Source organism: Clostridium sp. (assembly GCF_051278035.1).
GTDB lineage: Bacteria > Bacillota > Clostridia > Clostridiales > Clostridiaceae > Clostridium_AD.
In genome coordinates, this window is sequence record NZ_JBNMNU010000090.1 from 1 (window position 1) to 17,229 (window position 17,229).

20 protein-coding genes, 2 tRNA genes and 1 rRNA gene are annotated in these 17,229 nt (G+C 29.7%); 20 read left to right on the top strand and 3 right to left on the bottom strand.

All coding sequences use genetic code 11. From position 1 onward, the window contains the following. Positions 1-7 precede the first annotated feature (7 nt). The 5 genes from rrf (at position 8) to ACJAX4_RS13850 (ending at position 1,333) form a co-directional block, all read left to right on the top strand. Positions 8-124 (top strand): 5S ribosomal RNA (gene rrf / locus ACJAX4_RS13830). Between the two features lie 5 nt (positions 125-129). Further along, positions 130-205: transfer RNA gene (locus tag ACJAX4_RS13835), tRNA-Phe, on the top strand. A gap of 6 nt (positions 206-211) precedes the next feature. Then, positions 212-286 (top strand) — tRNA-Cys (locus tag ACJAX4_RS13840). Between the two features lie 82 nt (positions 287-368). After that, the gene (locus ACJAX4_RS13845; RefSeq protein ID WP_435790043.1) at positions 369-593 is read left to right on the top strand and encodes a hypothetical protein; all 225 of its coding nucleotides are present in this window, start codon (positions 369-371) and stop codon (positions 591-593) included. Between the two features lie 248 nt (positions 594-841). After that, complete coding sequence (locus tag ACJAX4_RS13850) at positions 842-1,333, top strand: hypothetical protein (protein ID WP_435790044.1); 492 nt, start codon at positions 842-844, stop codon at positions 1,331-1,333. A gap of 92 nt (positions 1,334-1,425) precedes the next feature. Here the strand turns inward: ACJAX4_RS13850 and ACJAX4_RS13855 are convergent, their stop codons facing one another. Further along, a complete protein-coding gene (locus tag ACJAX4_RS13855) occupies positions 1,426-2,571 on the bottom strand; it encodes a M20 family peptidase (RefSeq protein ID WP_435790045.1) in 1,146 nt (381 codons plus the stop codon). A gap of 255 nt (positions 2,572-2,826) precedes the next feature. Between ACJAX4_RS13855 and ACJAX4_RS13860 the strand changes: the two genes are divergently transcribed. From ACJAX4_RS13860 to ACJAX4_RS13900, 9 genes are all read left to right on the top strand, one after another. After that, a complete protein-coding gene (locus tag ACJAX4_RS13860) occupies positions 2,827-3,039 on the top strand; it encodes a sigma factor G inhibitor Gin (RefSeq protein WP_435790046.1) in 213 nt (70 codons plus the stop codon). Then, entirely contained in the window at positions 3,018-4,466 is a 1,449-nt protein-coding gene (locus ACJAX4_RS13865; protein WP_435790047.1) for an aminotransferase class I/II-fold pyridoxal phosphate-dependent enzyme, read from the top strand. The genes ACJAX4_RS13860 and ACJAX4_RS13865 overlap by 22 nt, the downstream gene beginning before the upstream one ends. 30 nt (positions 4,467-4,496) lie before the next feature. Next, a complete protein-coding gene (gene tmk, locus ACJAX4_RS13870; protein ID WP_435790048.1) occupies positions 4,497-5,117 on the top strand; it encodes a dTMP kinase in 621 nt (206 codons plus the stop codon). 15 nt (positions 5,118-5,132) lie between these two features. Next, positions 5,133-5,462 (top strand): cyclic-di-AMP receptor, encoded by a 330-nt coding sequence (locus ACJAX4_RS13875; RefSeq protein ID WP_435790049.1) that lies wholly within the window; start codon positions 5,133-5,135, stop codon positions 5,460-5,462. Positions 5,463-5,521: 59 nt separating this feature from the next. Beyond that, complete coding sequence (locus ACJAX4_RS13880; RefSeq protein WP_435790050.1) at positions 5,522-6,466, top strand: DNA polymerase III subunit delta'; 945 nt, start codon at positions 5,522-5,524, stop codon at positions 6,464-6,466. A gap of 1 nt (position 6,467) precedes the next feature. Continuing rightward, a complete protein-coding gene (locus tag ACJAX4_RS13885; protein ID WP_435790051.1) occupies positions 6,468-7,379 on the top strand; it encodes a PSP1 domain-containing protein in 912 nt (303 codons plus the stop codon). Positions 7,380-7,389: 10 nt separating this feature from the next. Beyond that, positions 7,390-7,593, top strand: coding sequence for a heavy-metal-associated domain-containing protein (locus tag ACJAX4_RS13890; RefSeq protein ID WP_435790052.1), 204 nt, complete (start codon positions 7,390-7,392; stop codon positions 7,591-7,593). A 120-nt stretch (positions 7,594-7,713) separates the two neighbouring features. Then, positions 7,714-7,974, top strand: a complete 261-nt coding sequence (locus tag ACJAX4_RS13895) for a YkuS family protein (protein WP_435790053.1) — start codon at positions 7,714-7,716, stop codon at positions 7,972-7,974. Between the two features lie 151 nt (positions 7,975-8,125). After that, positions 8,126-8,788, top strand: a complete 663-nt coding sequence (locus tag ACJAX4_RS13900) for a LysM peptidoglycan-binding domain-containing protein (protein WP_435790054.1) — start codon at positions 8,126-8,128, stop codon at positions 8,786-8,788. A gap of 90 nt (positions 8,789-8,878) precedes the next feature. Here ACJAX4_RS13900 and ACJAX4_RS13905 read toward each other — a convergent pair whose 3' ends face one another. Beyond that, positions 8,879-9,535 carry a type II toxin-antitoxin system VapC family toxin gene (locus ACJAX4_RS13905; protein WP_435790055.1) on the bottom strand — a complete coding sequence of 219 codons (657 nt, stop codon included), beginning with the start codon at positions 9,533-9,535 and terminating at the stop codon, positions 8,879-8,881. A 196-nt stretch (positions 9,536-9,731) separates the two neighbouring features. Between ACJAX4_RS13905 and ACJAX4_RS13910 the strand changes: the two genes are divergently transcribed. From ACJAX4_RS13910 to ACJAX4_RS13920, 3 genes are all read left to right on the top strand, one after another. Further along, complete coding sequence (locus ACJAX4_RS13910) at positions 9,732-10,475, top strand: tRNA1(Val) (adenine(37)-N6)-methyltransferase (RefSeq protein ID WP_435790056.1); 744 nt, start codon at positions 9,732-9,734, stop codon at positions 10,473-10,475. Between the two features lie 59 nt (positions 10,476-10,534). Then, positions 10,535-11,377 carry a 16S rRNA (cytidine(1402)-2'-O)-methyltransferase gene (gene rsmI, locus ACJAX4_RS13915; RefSeq protein ID WP_435790057.1) on the top strand — a complete coding sequence of 281 codons (843 nt, stop codon included), beginning with the start codon at positions 10,535-10,537 and terminating at the stop codon, positions 11,375-11,377. Between the two features lie 223 nt (positions 11,378-11,600). Continuing rightward, entirely contained in the window at positions 11,601-12,698 is a 1,098-nt protein-coding gene (locus ACJAX4_RS13920) for an NlpC/P60 family protein (RefSeq protein WP_435790058.1), read from the top strand. A gap of 112 nt (positions 12,699-12,810) precedes the next feature. On the opposite strand, the gene ACJAX4_RS13925 is transcribed toward ACJAX4_RS13920, so the two are convergent. Beyond that, positions 12,811-13,059, bottom strand: coding sequence for an AbrB/MazE/SpoVT family DNA-binding domain-containing protein (locus ACJAX4_RS13925; protein ID WP_435790059.1), 249 nt, complete (start codon positions 13,057-13,059; stop codon positions 12,811-12,813). 618 nt (positions 13,060-13,677) lie between these two features. Between ACJAX4_RS13925 and ACJAX4_RS13930 the strand changes: the two genes are divergently transcribed. From ACJAX4_RS13930 to argF, 3 genes are all read left to right on the top strand, one after another. Then, complete coding sequence (locus tag ACJAX4_RS13930; protein WP_435790060.1) at positions 13,678-14,268, top strand: DUF1836 domain-containing protein; 591 nt, start codon at positions 13,678-13,680, stop codon at positions 14,266-14,268. A gap of 692 nt (positions 14,269-14,960) precedes the next feature. Then, positions 14,961-16,169 carry an arginine deiminase gene (arcA, locus tag ACJAX4_RS13935; protein ID WP_435790061.1) on the top strand — a complete coding sequence of 403 codons (1,209 nt, stop codon included), beginning with the start codon at positions 14,961-14,963 and terminating at the stop codon, positions 16,167-16,169. Between the two features lie 35 nt (positions 16,170-16,204). Next, positions 16,205-17,206 carry an ornithine carbamoyltransferase gene (gene argF, locus ACJAX4_RS13940; RefSeq protein WP_435790062.1) on the top strand — a complete coding sequence of 334 codons (1,002 nt, stop codon included), beginning with the start codon at positions 16,205-16,207 and terminating at the stop codon, positions 17,204-17,206. Positions 17,207-17,229: the final 23 nt, after the last annotated feature.

Sequence of the window (17,229 nt, forward strand, 5' to 3'; positions counted from 1 at the left end):
TTCTCAATCTAGTGATTATGGCATGAAGGTAACACCCCTTCCCATACCGAACAGGTAGGTTAAGCTTCAATGCGCCAATGGTACTGCAAGGGTGACCTTGTGGGAGAGTAGGTCGTCGCTAGGTAATTTGGCTAAATAGCTCAGTCGGTAGAGCAGAGGACTGAAAATCCTCGTGTCCCTGGTTCGATTCCGGGTCTAGCCACCATATTACGGCGCTATAGCCAAGCGGTAAGGTCAAGGTCTGCAAAACCTTTATTCCCCGGTTCAAATCCGGGTGGCGCCTCCAAAACAAAGAAAAGTAGTCTAAATACTGATATTTCAGTAGGTAGGCTACTTTTTTATTTATAATCAATTTTTAGAGGGTAATTTTGACATTTGTAATTATACTTATAGAAATATTTGTTGTTGCCTATACAAATGGAAGAAAAGATGTTCCTAAATTAAGTGTAACTTATAATGGAACTAAAATAGAAGGTGGTCAAGGACCATATAGTTGGAAGTCTAGAGGTAAACTAAAAGAGTTTACAATTGATAGTTATGGAAGTGTAATAAATTTATATTGGTACACCAATACATTGGTAAAATTCTTTTAAATATTTATAGATTAAACAATTCATAACGTTTCTTAAAAGTTAGTAATACAGAGATATAATTTAAAATACACAGGTGGATAGATATAAGTTGTCTAAATGATTGAATATGAAGTTATTTAACGCACAGATATACTACAGACAACTTAGTACAAGTAGATTATTTTATAAAATGCTAGTATAATCACATAGGTTGGGCACAAAACTATTAATGTCTAATATTTAAAGATTTTTAGGGGGCCTGGTATTCTATGTATAGAGAAATGGTACAAAGGAAAAAGTTTCCGGTTGTAATATTATTGTTTATTACAATAATTACAGTTATATGCTTATCAGATCTGTTACCTAATATAAACGTAGGCAGCATAAATATAAAAGCCTTTATAACTATGTTTTTTAACACACTAATGGTTACTATTTGTTATATTGAGTTTTCAAAATGTAAGGTTAAGTATAAATATTCAATAGTAGCGGATCAATTCATCATTCATAAAATAAAAGGTGAAGAGGTCAAAATATTAGAAGATATAAAATTAAAAGATATAGAGTATATCGGCAAATATGAAAATTGCAAAACCGATATCCGTATTAGTAGTAGTAAGAAATACATTTGTTCTATATTTGCTCAGAGTAAATTTTGTTGTGTATATAAACTAGAAGATAACTTTAAAAAGTTCTATTTTGAACCTAGTGAAAGTCTTATGAATAAAATAATCAAATTAAAAGAAAAGCAAGTGTTTTAATAATAAGCACTTATATAAAAAAGAAGTATAATTCTAAATCAATTATACTTCTTTTTTATATAGTAGAGATATTAGTAAGTTATACTTGTAATTTACCTTAATTCAAATGTAATTTCTTTTAATAAATCTTGTTTTTCAATAATGTCTAAGCCCGTTATGGCAAGAGCCTCTGCAGCTTCTATCATCTTCTTTTTACAAAAAAAAGTTTGTGTTTCTAGAGCAAATGCCGGTGATGGACATCTCACTGTGGACTTTTCTGTAATAGAAATGGATGGGTATATGCATGGAAGGGTGTGGCTTATAGATCCTATTCCTAATCCATATAGTGCCTCTTTACAAGGAGCAATATCAATAATGCCGCATTCTTTTAAATTGTGTGTAAGCAGCCTCGATAAACTCTTATTGGTTAAAAGTTCTTCACAAGGTAATTTAAATAAGCTAACCTCTGATGTAATATTAATAATTGGAGATATTGCCTGCATGAAATCTACAATGGTTTTATTGAATAAATTAGCTTCAGCTAATTTATTAGCTCGAATGTAAAATGTACACTCTGATTCAAAGTGCGAGTCATGTTGTGATGATCCATTTGCCATAGAAATAGTATCAATACGGCACCCACTATTTGATCCTTTTAATAACTGACTTAAAGTATTAAATATAAGCAAATAAACGTCTAAAGATGAAAGCTTATTGCACTCCTTATCTTTATTGTTAGTGTTTACATTATATTTTATTTTAATTGGAATTGTAGCCATTGAGGAGCCGCTTTCGGCATTGGTAATATCACAATGTGGTGCGATAATGACATCTATATCTTCAAAACATTTTTCTTTTGTTAAGGTTAATTCTGCTCCGTTAGTATACTCACCTGGACATCCTAAAAGAATTACGCTGCCGCCACTTTTAGAAATTACTTTTGACAAACCTATTGCTGCCGCGGTAGAAATACTTGCATTCACATTATTACCGTAAACATGACCTAAGTGTTCTGTAGAGGTATATTTGCATATATAGCATATTTTTGGATGACCATTCCCATATTGAGCAATAAAAGATGTTGGAATACCACAATAGTTTTCCTGTAATTTAAAATCATGAGTTTTCAACATATTTATTATATAAGAACAACCATTATATTCATTATAGCTAGTCTCTGGATTAGTATAGAGGTAGTTTGATAAATTAAATATATCTTCTTTTATACTGCTTATATAACTTATAATTTCTTGTTTCATAAAATTCTCCTCCCAAGTATTTATGCTTGTTGACATAATTAGTATAACCAAATTCACAAAGATTTATTGATAAAGCATAAATAAATTTAAAAGGTCGAATAATAATTTTTAAAAGCTAATTACAAATTAAAATGTAGATAAATATATTTTGATTTTTTATGTGGACAAAATAAGAAACAGTAATGAGTTGAATAAAATATAATATAAGAGGCTATACTTTAGCTAGTTTTAAATGAGCAAGTTTAAGGAGGAATTATGATAAAAGAAAAGTGTATTATATGTAGAAAGCCTCTAAATGATGGTATAATAATAAATGGAAGAGGAATTTGCAACAATTGCGAGGGAAGACTTATAGAATCAAAAACTAATACGGATTTTTATGAATATTACAAGAACTGTATAAGGAAGACTTTAGTACAGTTTATACCAAGAGGAGTGACTAAGGATTGTCAAGATTACCACTTGTAGAAGGAGTGTTAAAATATATAAAAGAGAAAAATGTTCCCTTTTGTATGCCAGGACATAAAGCAGGGCTTGGATTTTCAGAAACGGTTCAAGGCAAAGAGCTTTATAAAAATTTAATAAAAGCAGATATTACTGAAGTTGATGGATTAGATAATCTTCACTGTGCAGAAGGAATAATAAAAGAATCTCAACAGTTATTGAGTGAATACTATGGAAGTATAAAATCTTATTTTCTAGTAAATGGAAGTACTAGTGGGAATTTAGCTATGATTTTCTCATCCTTTAATGAGGGTGATAAAATAATTGTAGAGAGAAATTGTCATCGTTCAATATCTAATGCTATTATTATGAGAAAACTTAAACCGGTGTATATTAAAAATGAAATTAGTTCTCAATATGATGCTCCTTTACCTTTAGATAAGGAGCATTTTTCATGTATAATTAATAAGAATAAAGATGCCAAAGGGATTATTGTTACTTATCCTAGTTATTACGGCATATGCCTTGATCTATCATATGTTATTCAAATATCGAGGCAATATAACATGAAGGTATTGGTAGATGCGGCACATGGTGCGCATTTTGGGGCATGTAAATCGTTACCAGAAAACCCCTTAAAGTTGGGGGCAGACATGGTAGTTATGAGTGCACATAAAACACTACCTAGTCTGACACAAACAGCTTTTTTGCATGTAGGAAGGAATATAGATATTAGTAAAGTAGATTTCTATGTAAGCGCCTTTTTAAGTACAAGTCCATCCTACATGCTTTTATGTTCTATGGATTATGCAAGATTTTATATTAAAGAGTATGGAGGAAGTAAGTACGAAGAGTTAATTAAATTATGCGTATATAATAGAGGAAAAATTAATAGCCTAAAAAAATTCTATATTTTGGGTCAAGGTGATTTGAAGGATATATCAGAAAATCAAACAGTACATAATAATGAGTATATTATGGATTTAACTAGATTTATATTAAACGTGCCGAAAGGTTATAGTGGACACAAGTTATTGAAATATTTAAGAGTAAACAAGATTCAAGCTGAAATGAGCGACAGCAGAAATGTTGTTTTAATATTTTCTCTGTTTAACAATCAAGAGGATTTTCAAAAACTTTATATAGCCCTTAAGAATTGTGATATGGATACTTTAAAGGTAGAATATATTAATTTAATAGATTATGATATGCCTATAGCACTTATGTACCCATATGAAATAATGGATAGTAAAATAACTATGTTGGAACTAAGTAAGTCAGAAGGGGAAATAAGTGCAGTTGCAATAGTCCCATATCCGCCAGGAATACCTATCGTAATGCCTGGAGAAAGAATAGGGGCTAATACTATAGCTGTCATAGAATATTACATACAAGCCAATGTGACAGTGCTTGGAATTGAAGAGAGAAAAGTGGCAATAGTAGATAAATAAGTATTTATACATAACGGTGGAGGTAAACGCATGGCAACAGGTAAACTAATAGCATTAGAAGGGCCAGATGGCTCAGGAAAAACTACTCAAATAGAATTATTAGAAAAGCATCTAGTACAATTAGGATATGAGGTAGTCAGAACAAGAGAACCTGGAGGCACAGATATAAGTGAAAAAATTAGAGGAATTATATTGGATAATGATAATTCTAAAATGAGCTATATATGTGAAGCATTACTGTACGCCGCGTCTAGGGCACAACTAGTTAATGAAATTATAAAACCAGCCTTAAAACTGGGTAAGATTGTGATCTGTGATCGTTTTGTGTATTCTTCAATGGTGTATCAAGGAATTGGAAGAGGACTTGGAACGGAAGCAGTAAAGGTTATTAATGAAGTAGCTCTCGGTGGCCTCGAGGCAGATTTAATATTTATGATTACCATTCCTTATGAAGAGGGATTAAAAAGAAAGAAAAATCAAAGATCTTTAGATAGACTAGAAAATGGAGGCAGTGAATTTCATAAAAAAGTTTTTGAAGGTTATTTAGATATTTGTAAAAAATATGATAAAATAGAAGTAATAGATGGCAATAGAGATGTAAAGGAAGTACAAAAGGATTTAGTAAATGCCATTAAAAAAATAAAATTATAAGAAGGATGGGATTATATGAAATTAGTTATTGCAATAGTACAAGATGACGATGCAAGTGATTTGATAGAAGAAATAACAGAGAAGAATTTTAGGGTCACCAAATTAGCTACTACAGGTGGTTTTTTAAAATCAGGGAATACAACACTGTTAATAGGTGTAGAAAAGGAAAAGGTAGATGAAGTTCTAGCTATTATAGAGGATGTATGTAAGGCAAGAAAGCAAATAATAACATCGCCTTCATCTGTAGCAGGGTCAACGGGAGTATATATGCCATTTCCTATTGAAGTGGATGCAGGTGGGGCAAATGTATTTGTGGTTGATGTAGATAAGTTTATTAAGGTGTAACTAATCAGGAGCAAGTATACTTATAAGTATATACTTACCCCTATGCATGGAGGGCTAAAATGGGTTTTGAGAGCATAATAGGTCATAATAGTATAAAAAATCAAATAAATATATCTATAAAACTAGATAAGCTATCACACGCTCATCTTATAGTTGGAGAAGATGGAATAGGAAAAAGTGTATTGGCTCGGAACATAGGGTTTAATATTTTAGGAGTGAAAGAGGATAAGAAATATGTTGATTTGGTAGAATGGCGTGTAGAAAAAAATAAGAGCACAATAGGCGTGAGTTCTATAAGAACTTTAAATGAAGAAATTCATAAAAAACCTTATGAGGGAAGTAAAAAAGTTATAATTATTTATGATGCTCATAAAATGACGATACAAGCGCAAAATGCTTTCTTAAAAACAATTGAGGAGCCGCCTAAAAATGTTTTTATAATTTTATTATGTGAAAACCTTGAGGTTATATTGGATACAATAAAATCGAGATGTCAAATACATAAATTAAAAAACTTAAGTGAAGATGAGATGAAACAATTCTTAAAAATAAATTATGTGGATTTATCCTTAGAAGAGATAAGAGTTATTATAGCTTTTAGCAATGGAATACCTGGAAAAGCTGAAAAGTTTATTAGTGATAATAATTTTAGTAATATTAGAAGTATTACCTTGGAAATATTGCTCCAACTTAGCAAAGTTACAACGGAGGAATTAATAAAATATGAAAAAAAATTATCGGATCAAAAGGAAAATTTTGAGGAAATCATAAATGCATTTCTTTCGTATATTAGGGATACTATAATATATAAAGAAATCGAAGAAGATAATTTAATTATTAACATAGATAAAATATTGTGTATAAAAGAATTAGCTAATACATTTTCATTTAACAAATTAAATGGTATTATAAATATAATAAATGATACTAGAGAGAATTTAGATAGGAATGTTAACCCAGGGTTAGCGTTTGAAGTTATGTTATTTAAAATGCAGGAGGTTTGATATGGTTACAGTAATAGGAGTGAGATTTAAAAATGCCGGTAAAATATACTATTTTAGTCCTAATGACATAGATATTCAAAAGGGTAATATGGTTATTGTTGAAACAGTAAGAGGAATAGAATTTGGAGAATGTGTTATTGGTCAAAAGGAGATGAAAGAAGACAATATAGTATCTCCACTTAAGTGTGTTATAAGAAAGGCTACAGATGTAGATGCAGAAAAAGACTCTGGAAATAAAAGAAAAGAAAAAGAGGCTTATGACGTTTGCGTAGATAAGATACATAAGCATGAACTTGATATGAAACTCATAGATGTAGAGTATACTTTCGATAATAATAAAGTCATTTTTTACTTTACAGCGGATGGAAGAGTGGATTTTCGAGAACTAGTAAAGGATTTAGCAACTGTATTTAGAACAAGAATAGAACTTAGGCAAATAGGAGTTAGGGATGAAGCTAAAATGATAGGTGGGCTTGGGCCATGTGGTAGACCTATGTGTTGCTCAACTTTTTTAGGTGAATTTGCTCCAGTGTCTATAAAAATGGCAAAAGAACAAAATTTATCATTAAATCCTACAAAAATATCAGGCATTTGTGGGAGACTTATGTGTTGCTTAAACTATGAACAGGACACTTATGAAAAAATAAGAAAAACACTACCTACTGTAGGTTCTATAGTAGATACTCCTCATGGAAGCGCAGAAGTTATTGGAAACAGTGTTGTAAAGGAAGCAGTTAAAATAAAGATAAAACTTAATGGTACAGATGAAGAAATAGTGGAGGTTAAAATTGAAGATTTAACTTTAATTTCTGGAAGTTACGAAGAACCTATAAGTGTTGAAGATGTTAAATTAGAATTAGCTGAGAATAATGAAGATTCATATATAATAAAAGAATTATTTAAAGATAACTAGGAGGGTAAAGATGAAGGCGGTTATAAAAATATTCAATATGAGTACTTCAGAAGATATTAGTAATGTTAATTTTGCAATATCAAACAATCAAGGAGTAATTGCCTGTGGGATAAACAGTGAAAGTAAAGAGATAGAAATAATATATGATGATTATTTTGTTTCACTTGAAAATTTAATTGAGTCTATTGAAGACGCCGGATACACAGTTATATAAAAAACCAGAGATTAATATTCTCTGGTTTTTTATATTTTGATATTATAATTATTATTAGAGTAGTCATTTGAATACCCTTTTTAAAATTGGAGATAATAATTTTGAAGGGAGGCGTAAATCATGAAGAAAGTAGCTGTGCAAAAAGGATTAAATCCAATTAAGGATTATTTGAGCGAAGAAGGATATACAGTCAAAGAATTTGATAATAGAAAGAAAAATGCAGAAAATTTTTTAAATAGATATGATGCAGTTGTTGTTACAGGTGAGAATCAAAATATTATGGGTTCGCAGGATACGATATCAAAAGCTCCAATTATAAATGCAACTGGAATGACAGTTGAGGAAGTTAAAAAGCAAATAGAAAATTCTAATAGAGTATAAGACATAATTATATAAAGACTGTTAACTTGTACGGTGAAGTTAGCAGTTTTATTTTTTTGGTTAAATTAAAATTTCATGTATGAGACCATTAAATTGTGTCAATAATTTAAATGTAAATCATTTACTAATAAATATGAAAGGGGTTTTAAATATGACAATAAAAAAAGGACTAATTACAATATCTACTATTGCGGTGGTAATCTTAGGAGTGTTTTTTGCTGTAAGGTTTATTGGATCAGGAGAAGATAATGCAAGAGAGAAAACGCCAGATAATAGTATAGTTCAAACCGACAATTCGATAATCAATGATAATACTGACTCATTAGCAAATAAAGATGATGAAAGTGATATAAGTTTGAGTGAAAACAAATCGGAAGTTGAAGATATTAATGAGATAAACAGTAATAAATTAGATGAAGCTTATATTAATGACAAAACTAACGTTGGAATTTATACTGTTAAAAAGAGTGACACAGTATTTAGTATAGTGAGCGCACATATGCCTAGCCATGACACAAGTAATGTTGTTGAATTTATTAAAGAAAGAAATAATATGGATGAATCTTATAAAATTGTAGAGGGTGAGAATATAATAATTCCTTATGAAAAAGCAATTGAGACATCAACGGTTGCTAAATCAGATAGTAAAACTATTGATTACAGTGTTAAAAAGCAAGATACATTAACATCAATTGCTAAAGATGTTATGCCTACATATAGTGTAAAACATGCTATAGAAATTTTAAAAGAAACAAATGAAATTACAGATGAGAATGCCATAAAAGAGGGTTCGGTTATTCACATCCCCAAATAACAATAACTATAAAAAAGGAAGTGTAATTTGAGATAATCAAAATTACGCTTCTTTTTTTATAATACTGGTATTTAGAGAAGTAATGCGGTGCTAGATCTTAAGTATTTTCATTTTACTACTTTCAGCAAAAACAAAGTCAGCATCCAAAGTCAGTAAATAATCTATTTTATTACACTCAGCGGTAGCCATATGAAAAGCATCATTCACAGATAGTAAGTTTTCGCACATTATTTTTTTAACTAGGGGCATACATTCTTCAGAAATATTTACATATTTAATATTTATAATTTTTTCAACTTCTGAAATTATTTCTACAGACTTATTATAATAGACTTTTAGTAAATTTCGTTTTGAAGAATTTTTAGAGATATTATCAAAGTATCTTTTATATGGAATATGAATAAGTCTGTCTTCTCTCTTTTGTTTTAATATTTTTGTATCATGGCGGCTAAAGCTATTTGTAATATATCTAATATTGTCATTTGAGTTATAGGGCTTAGTATTGGTTATTCTACACTGAATATCACTAATGAATAACTTATAAAGTATTTGGTTTAAAACTTCCGCAAATACCATACTGCTAATATAATACTCGCAACTTCCCTCAGAAAGAAGTTTTAGGCATGATAAACATTCACTATGCTTAATATCATCATCATAAATTAAGCTTAGTAGGAAAGAAGCATCTAGTAATACAGTATTTTTATTGAAAACTATATTTTTAAAAGGATATAATATTAATTCCATTTTAAACCTCATTAAAATCGATTATTTATAGTTAATATATATTCAACAATGTTTACTAATAGTATTTTTATCATACATTTAGTGAAAATAAAAAAACATTTTATATATTCTATTGATTTTGTAATAAAAATTAAGGTATACTTCTTTTATTGCTATGTATATGGAATACATAAAATACATAGGAAGGAGCTGCTTAATGAATTTTTCAAGAAACGATGAGACTTTAGATGATCTTAATATAAAGGGTATTCATGTTATTCAAAAGAAAGATGCTTTTAGGTTTGGAGTTGACGCAGTGCTGTTAGCTAATTTTGCAAATGTAAAAAAAAATGCTAAGATTGTTGATTTATGTACTGGTACAGGTATAGTCCCTTTTATATTAGCAGGGAAAACATATGCAAGTGATATAATTGGCGTGGAAATTCAACAAGAGCTTGTAGATATGGCAAATCGTTCAATTCATTATAATAAATTAGAGGATAAAATTAAATTTATAAGTGGAGATTTAAAGAATATAGAACTTATTAAAAAGATTCCTAAAGTTGATATTGTTACAGTTAATCCGCCTTATAAACTGCGCAATTCAGGATTAATAAATTTAAATGACAAGAATGCTATAGCAAGGCATGAAATTTTATGTACATTAGAAGATGTAATTATTTCATGTAGAATTCTACTTAAGGATAATGGTCGGATGTATATGGTACATAGACCGGACAGATTAGTTGATATTTTATGCACTATGAGGAAACATAGAATAGAACCTAAACGAATAAGAATGGTACATCCTAGTGTAAATAAGGCACCTAATATTGTACTTGTCGAGGGGCAAAGAGATGGAGGGACCTTTTTAAAGTGGGAACCTCCACTTTATGTTCACAATGAAGATGGTAGTTATACTCAGGATATTATTGATATGTACAATTCAAATGGAATTTAATAATAATTAATTTTAAAATAGAGGTTTATATGAAAATATTGTAGTAAAGGATGATAATAATGGCAGGAAAACTATACCTAGTTCCAACTCCTATAGGGAATTTAAAGGATATTACGCTAAGAGCATTAGAAGTGCTACAAAATGTAGACATAATAGCTGCAGAAGATACAAGACAAAGCCTAAAACTCTTAAATCATTTTAATATAAAAAAAACGCTTACAAGCTATCATATGCATAATGAACAGGGGAAAAGTGAAAATATAATTAACCAGGTGAAAGAAGGCAAAAACATAGCTATAATTAGTGATGCAGGATCGCCAGGAATATCAGACCCTGGAAGTGTAATAGTGTCAAAGTGTATAGAACAGAATATAGAATTCGTAGTGCTACCTGGAGCAACTGCAATTACTACGGCACTTGTATATTCTGGACTTGATACTACAAAATTTATATTTAGAGGCTTTTTACCAAGGGAAAACAAAGATAGAAAGCCTATTATTAATGATTTAATGGATAGGAGTGAAACTTTAATTTTCTATGAGGCTCCACATAGGCTTTTAAATACTTTAGAGTTTCTATATGAAAATGTTGGAAATAGAAAAATATCTATGTGCAGAGAACTTACAAAATTATATGAAGAAATAATTAGACTGAGTTTAGAAGACGCTATTGAATACTATAAAAACAACTCTCCTAGAGGAGAATATGTATTAGTAATTGAAGGTAAGAGTCAGGAAGATATAGATAAAGATGAAAAAGCGAAATGGGATATGCTTACAGTAGGGGAACATATACAAAAGTATATGGATGAAGGAATAAATAAAAAAGATGCAATGAAAAAAGTTGCAAAGGATAGACATACAACTAAATCAGAAATATACAAGCACTCATTAAATATTTAATTATTTTTCGATTATATAGGTAATAAATCGGCCTATATATACATAAACAAAAATTATTATGGTAATTAATGTAAAACAATAAACCCAATGTAAAAAATACATATAAAGTTTACAAATTTTCTTATATTTTTCATTGAGATTTGCTGTAAAGTAGTGGTATAATGAAAATGTTGATTTAAAAGTGTTTAAATTACATATATTTTTTGATATGGGGGGATTTCTAGTGCGTAAGAAAATAATATCATTGATAGTAACAATTGGACTAGCTACTACGCTAAGTATACAGGTAATGGCGGATCCATTATCAGACCAACTCAAAAGTCAAAAGAACCAACTTGAACAGCAAAATAAAGCATACAATCAAGCACAAAAAAATGTTCAAGTTATAGAGAGTTCTATTCAAGAATTAGATTATGAGATGGAAAAGATTTATACTGAAGTGGATAAGGCAAAAATTAAAATTGGTGAAACAGAGAAAAAGATAGTAAAAACAACAGAAGATATACAAGTTGCACAAGATAATATCAAAGAAGAAGAAGATTTATTTAATAAAAGAATGCGGACTATGTATATGAATGGTGCGGACGGTTATTTAGAAATCTTGTTGGATTCTAAGGGAATAGAAGACCTTATGTCAAGAGTAGATAACATCAAAAAAATTGTAGAATATGATAATAAAGTTATTGCAGAATTAAACGATGAGAAGATTAAAATTGTAAATAAAAAAGCTGCACTTGAAACTGAAAAGAAGAATCTAGTAGTATTAAAAACTGAAAATGAGGGTAAATTAGTAAACCTTAAAGTGAAAAGGAAAGCGCAAGCTTTATTAATTGCACAAGCTAACGAGCAAAAAAAGCTATATTCTGGTAAGATTACTAACGCTCAGGCTATTGTGAATTCTACTATGAAGGAAATAAGGAGAATAAAGGCTAATGCACCTAAATATGTTCCATCAAGAGGATCAGCTTCAATTAGCTCTAATTCAATAGTTGCTTATGCAAGTAATTTCTTAGGGACACCATATGTATGGGGTGCAAATGGACCTAATTCATTTGATTGTTCTGGATTTACGGTATATGTATTTAGGCATTTTGGAGTTTCGTTAACCCGTACTACATACACACAGATAAAACAAGGGTCATATGTATCCAGAGGAGATTTAGAAGCAGGAGATTTAGTTTTCTTTGGAACAGGTACGCCGCATCATGTGGGAATTTATGTAGGTAACAACTCATATATTCATGCACCTCAAACTGGAGATGTAGTTAAGATATCAGCACTTACAAGAAGTGATTATTTAGCAGCAAGAAGAGTTAGGTAAATTTCTATGTGGACAGGCTATTTTATAGCCTGTTTTTTATATATAAATTTATTCCTGTATAAACAATAAATGAAGCCTATATTATAGGCTTCATTTATTGTTTAGTAGACTTTTAAAATTTTTCTTGTTTAAGGTGGTCTAGACAAGGGGTACATATATTTTTTCCTCTGTAGTTAACTACATCTTTAACCTCTCCACAAAAAATACAAGCTGGTTGATACTTTTTAAGCACAATCATATCACTATCAACGTAAATTTCTAAAGCATCTTTTTCTACAATATCCAAATTTCTTCTAAGTTCTATTGGGATAACAATTCTTCCAAGTTCATCTACTCTTCTTACAACACCTGTTGATTTCATAATAAGTCCTCCTTAGCATAATAATTTTTAAATGTTAACAGTGAAATATTGTTAAAAATGACGTTTGAAGTCAATGTTTAAAACAAATTAATTAAGTTAATATTACAAAACTAATATTTAATTCCATCTAAATTTAATATACTACCATATAATACAAATGTCAACATGTTTTTAATAAAATAGTAATTTTGTGGAAATAAATAAAAATAAATGTCGAAGGATTGTACTATTAATATTAGGAATCAATTAATAAAGAAGTAAGTTGTGTGGATAAAAATATCAATATAGCTTTTTATATGACATGAATATAGGTAAATAGGGTTTTAAGGATACATTATATTGTCCACAACTTCTGTTGATATAATGATGAAAACTGTGGATAACTTAATTTTAGTGTTAATTATAAACAATATCAAAATTACATATATTTTTTAAATTCTAGATTGTAATATAAAGAGCAATCACCTCTATATTACTAAAAGTTAAAATTAATAGTAGAATGTAGGAAATAACTTGTAATAGGTTTATATGTACCTTATAATAAGAGTGTAAATTAATTTTTTTAATAGCCAGAAAATACAACATATGTAAAATATAAATTTATGGAGGGGATACACTGTGGATAAGACTAAATCTACTTTAGAGAATATAAGCTCACTTGCAAAAGAAATATCGGAAAGTAGCATAATTCCATATGAAGAATTACCTCAGTATGACTTATTTTTATCACAAGTTATTGATTACTTAAACGATAGATTTCACTCTGATAATTACACTAATAACATAGTACAAAATTATATAAAGAGTGATGTTATATCAAAGCCGGAGGACAGTAAAAAAAGAGGATATACAAAATTGCATTTAGCACAGTTAGTCTTACTTAGCTATATGAGACCTATACTTACTTCAGAAGAAATAAAAAAAGTTTTTAGGTTAGCTTTTAATGAAATTAATGATAGAGATGATGACATTATTTCATGGGAAAAAACATATAAAATTTTTTCTGATATACAAAAGGAAAGCTTTGATGTTTTTGTAAATAAAGAGTTCTATGATAAAGCAAAATTACAAAAAATAATTGACGCACTAGATTTAAAAGAAGCGGATGAGGAAAGAATAGAGTTGTTCTTGGTAGTAATGACATTAGTGTCACAAGCAAGTGCAATAAAAAAATTAGTTCAAAAAATTGTTGCTGATTACGAAAATTAAAAAGATCACTATTTTAACAATAGTGATCTTTTTTTTTATGTCTATTTTATATGGTACTTTTAGCTTTAAATCTTCTTAACAAGAATTCTCTGAAGTGTTTGAAGTTAAAACTTTAAAAGATTCTCCAAACAAACTTTTAACATGCATAATTTTTGTGTCTTCAAAAACGTAGGAAGATTCCTTATCTACTATGAAATTTATTCCATTTACAGTTTCTAAAATATCATCTTCTTGTTGTTCATCCAGAACAACACCTAATATTGGGCCACCTCAGCCAAAACCTCTAATAAGTAACCTTACTGAAAATTTGTCTTTTTTTAAAAGTTTTTTACTTAAAGCATCTTTGGTATTATCATCAAAAGAAATATTCATATAGTGCCTCCTTGTACCCAAGTGGGGTATATTGATATTAGTAATAGTATATATCTTATATACTATTATGTCAAAAGAAACATTAAAATATAAATAAATTTTTATGAAATTTATTCACTTATTATATATAATTATACTATTAATATAGAGATTTTTTTGGAAATTAATAAGATTACAATGAATTCTAATAAATCAATAGGAACTGGGCAGAATACTTATGCAAACAATATGAAATTACAATGGTTGACAACAATTGTATAAGAGGATAGTATAAAAACAAGCTGAAAAATATAAATTTTTAAATAGGAGGGCAGAAGAATATGAATAAGAGAAAAATCAATGTTTATTCAGAAATAGGTGATTTGAAGACTGTTCTTATACATAGACCGGGAGAAGAAATAGAAAATTTAATACCAGAATATTTAGAAAGACTTTTATTTGATGATATTCCATTTCTGAAGGTAGCGAGGCAAGAGCATGATAATTTTGCAAAGATACTAAAGGAAAATGGTGTAGAAACACTGTACCTTGAGGATTTAGTTGTAGAGGCGTTAAAAGACTCATCTGTTAAGGAACTATTTTTAAATGAAGTTATTGATGAATGTGGTATAAGCGAAACCGGAATAATAACATCTTTAAAAAAATACTTAAATTCAATGTCTGAAAAGAAAATGATAGATAGGGTGATGGCAGGAATAAGAAAAAAAGAAATAGACATTAAAGAAAATTATGATGAGTACCCATTTATAATGGATCCTATGCCAAATCTATATTTTACCCGTGATCCTTTTGCATGTATTGGTGATGGAATAAGTTTAAATTCTATGAAAACAAAAACCAGAAGACGTGAAACGGTGTATGCTAAATATATTTTCAAGTATCACCAGGAGTTTAAGGATTCGGGCATTAATTTGTGGTACGATAGAGATGAGGTATATAATATTGAAGGTGGAGACGAATTAATTTTATCAAATGAAGTTATAGCAGTTGGTAATAGCGAAAGAACTGATAAAGAAGCAATTCTGCATATGGCTAAGAATATATTTGAAAAAGTAGGAACCTTTAAAACAATCCTAATTTTTAACATACCTAAAACTAGAGCATTCATGCATCTAGATACTGTGTTTACAATGATAGATTATGATAAATTCACTGTTCATCCAGGGATAGAAGGTGAATTAAAAGTTACGGCAGTAACTTATGATCATAAGAATAAAGAATTAATAATTAAAGAAGAACAGGGAAGTTTAGAAAAAATATTGTCAAATCATCTAAAAAAGGATATTACATTAATACGGTGTGGAGGAGGAGATAAAGTTATATCAGGAAGAGAACAATGGAACGATGGATCTAATACACTAGCTATATCTCCTGGTACCATAATAACTTATGAGAGGAATTATGTTACTAATGAGATTTTAGATAAAAATGGCATAAAGGTACTTCAAATGCCTTCGAGTGAATTATCAAGAGGTAGAGGTGGTCCTAGATGCATGTCTATGCCACTCTATAGAGACGATTTAATGTAAAGGCAAAATAAAGCAGAAACAAGAGAGGGGATTTTATTACGTTTAACTTGAGAAATAGAAATTTTTTAACGCTTATGGATTTTTCACCGAAAGAGATTAATTATTTTCTTGATTTAGCTAGAGATTTAAAAAGAGCTAAATATGCAGGTACAGAACAGCAGAAATTAAAGGGTAAGAATATTGCTCTAATATTCGAAAAAAGTTCTACACGAACAAGGTGTGCATTTGAAGTAGGAGCACTAGATCAAGGAGCACATGTAACTTACCTTGGGCCTACAGGGACTCAAATTGGTAAAAAAGAGTCTGTAGCTGATACAGCAAGGGTTCTTGGAAGAATGTTCGATGGAATAGAATATAGAGGATATGGCCAAGAGGTAGTTGAAGAATTAGCAAAATATGCAGGAGTACCAGTATGGAATGGATTAACTACGGAGGATCACCCTACTCAAATTCTTGCTGACTTTTTAACGGTGCAAGAGCATTTTTCTAAACCATTAAATGAAATCAAATTCGTTTATGCTGGCGACGGAAGAAATAATATGGCAAATGCTCTTATGATAGGGGCTGCGAAGATGGGCATGGACTTTAGAATAGTTGCTCCAAAGGCGCTATTTCCTGAAGAAGTACTAGTTAATAAGTGTAGAGAGGTTGCTAAAGTGACAGGAGGTCAAATTACTATTACTTCTGATGTGGAAAATGGTGTAAAGGATGCAGACGTTATATATACTGATGTTTGGGTTTCTATGGGAGAGCCAGATGAAGTTTGGAAACAAAGAATTGATATATTAAAACCATATCAAGTTAATAGCGAAATGATGGCTTTGACCCATAATAAAGATACTAAATTTATGCACTGTCTACCAGCATATCACGATTTGAAAACTGGAGTGGGTAGAGATGTATATGAGAAATTTGGTATGAACGGCGTTGAAGTTACAGATGAAGTATTTGAAAGTGAAGCCTCAATAGTATTTGATGAGGCTGAAAATAGAATGCATACTATAAAAGCAGTTATGGTAGCAACACTCGGGAATTAGTTAGTTTAAAATAAAAACAAGAA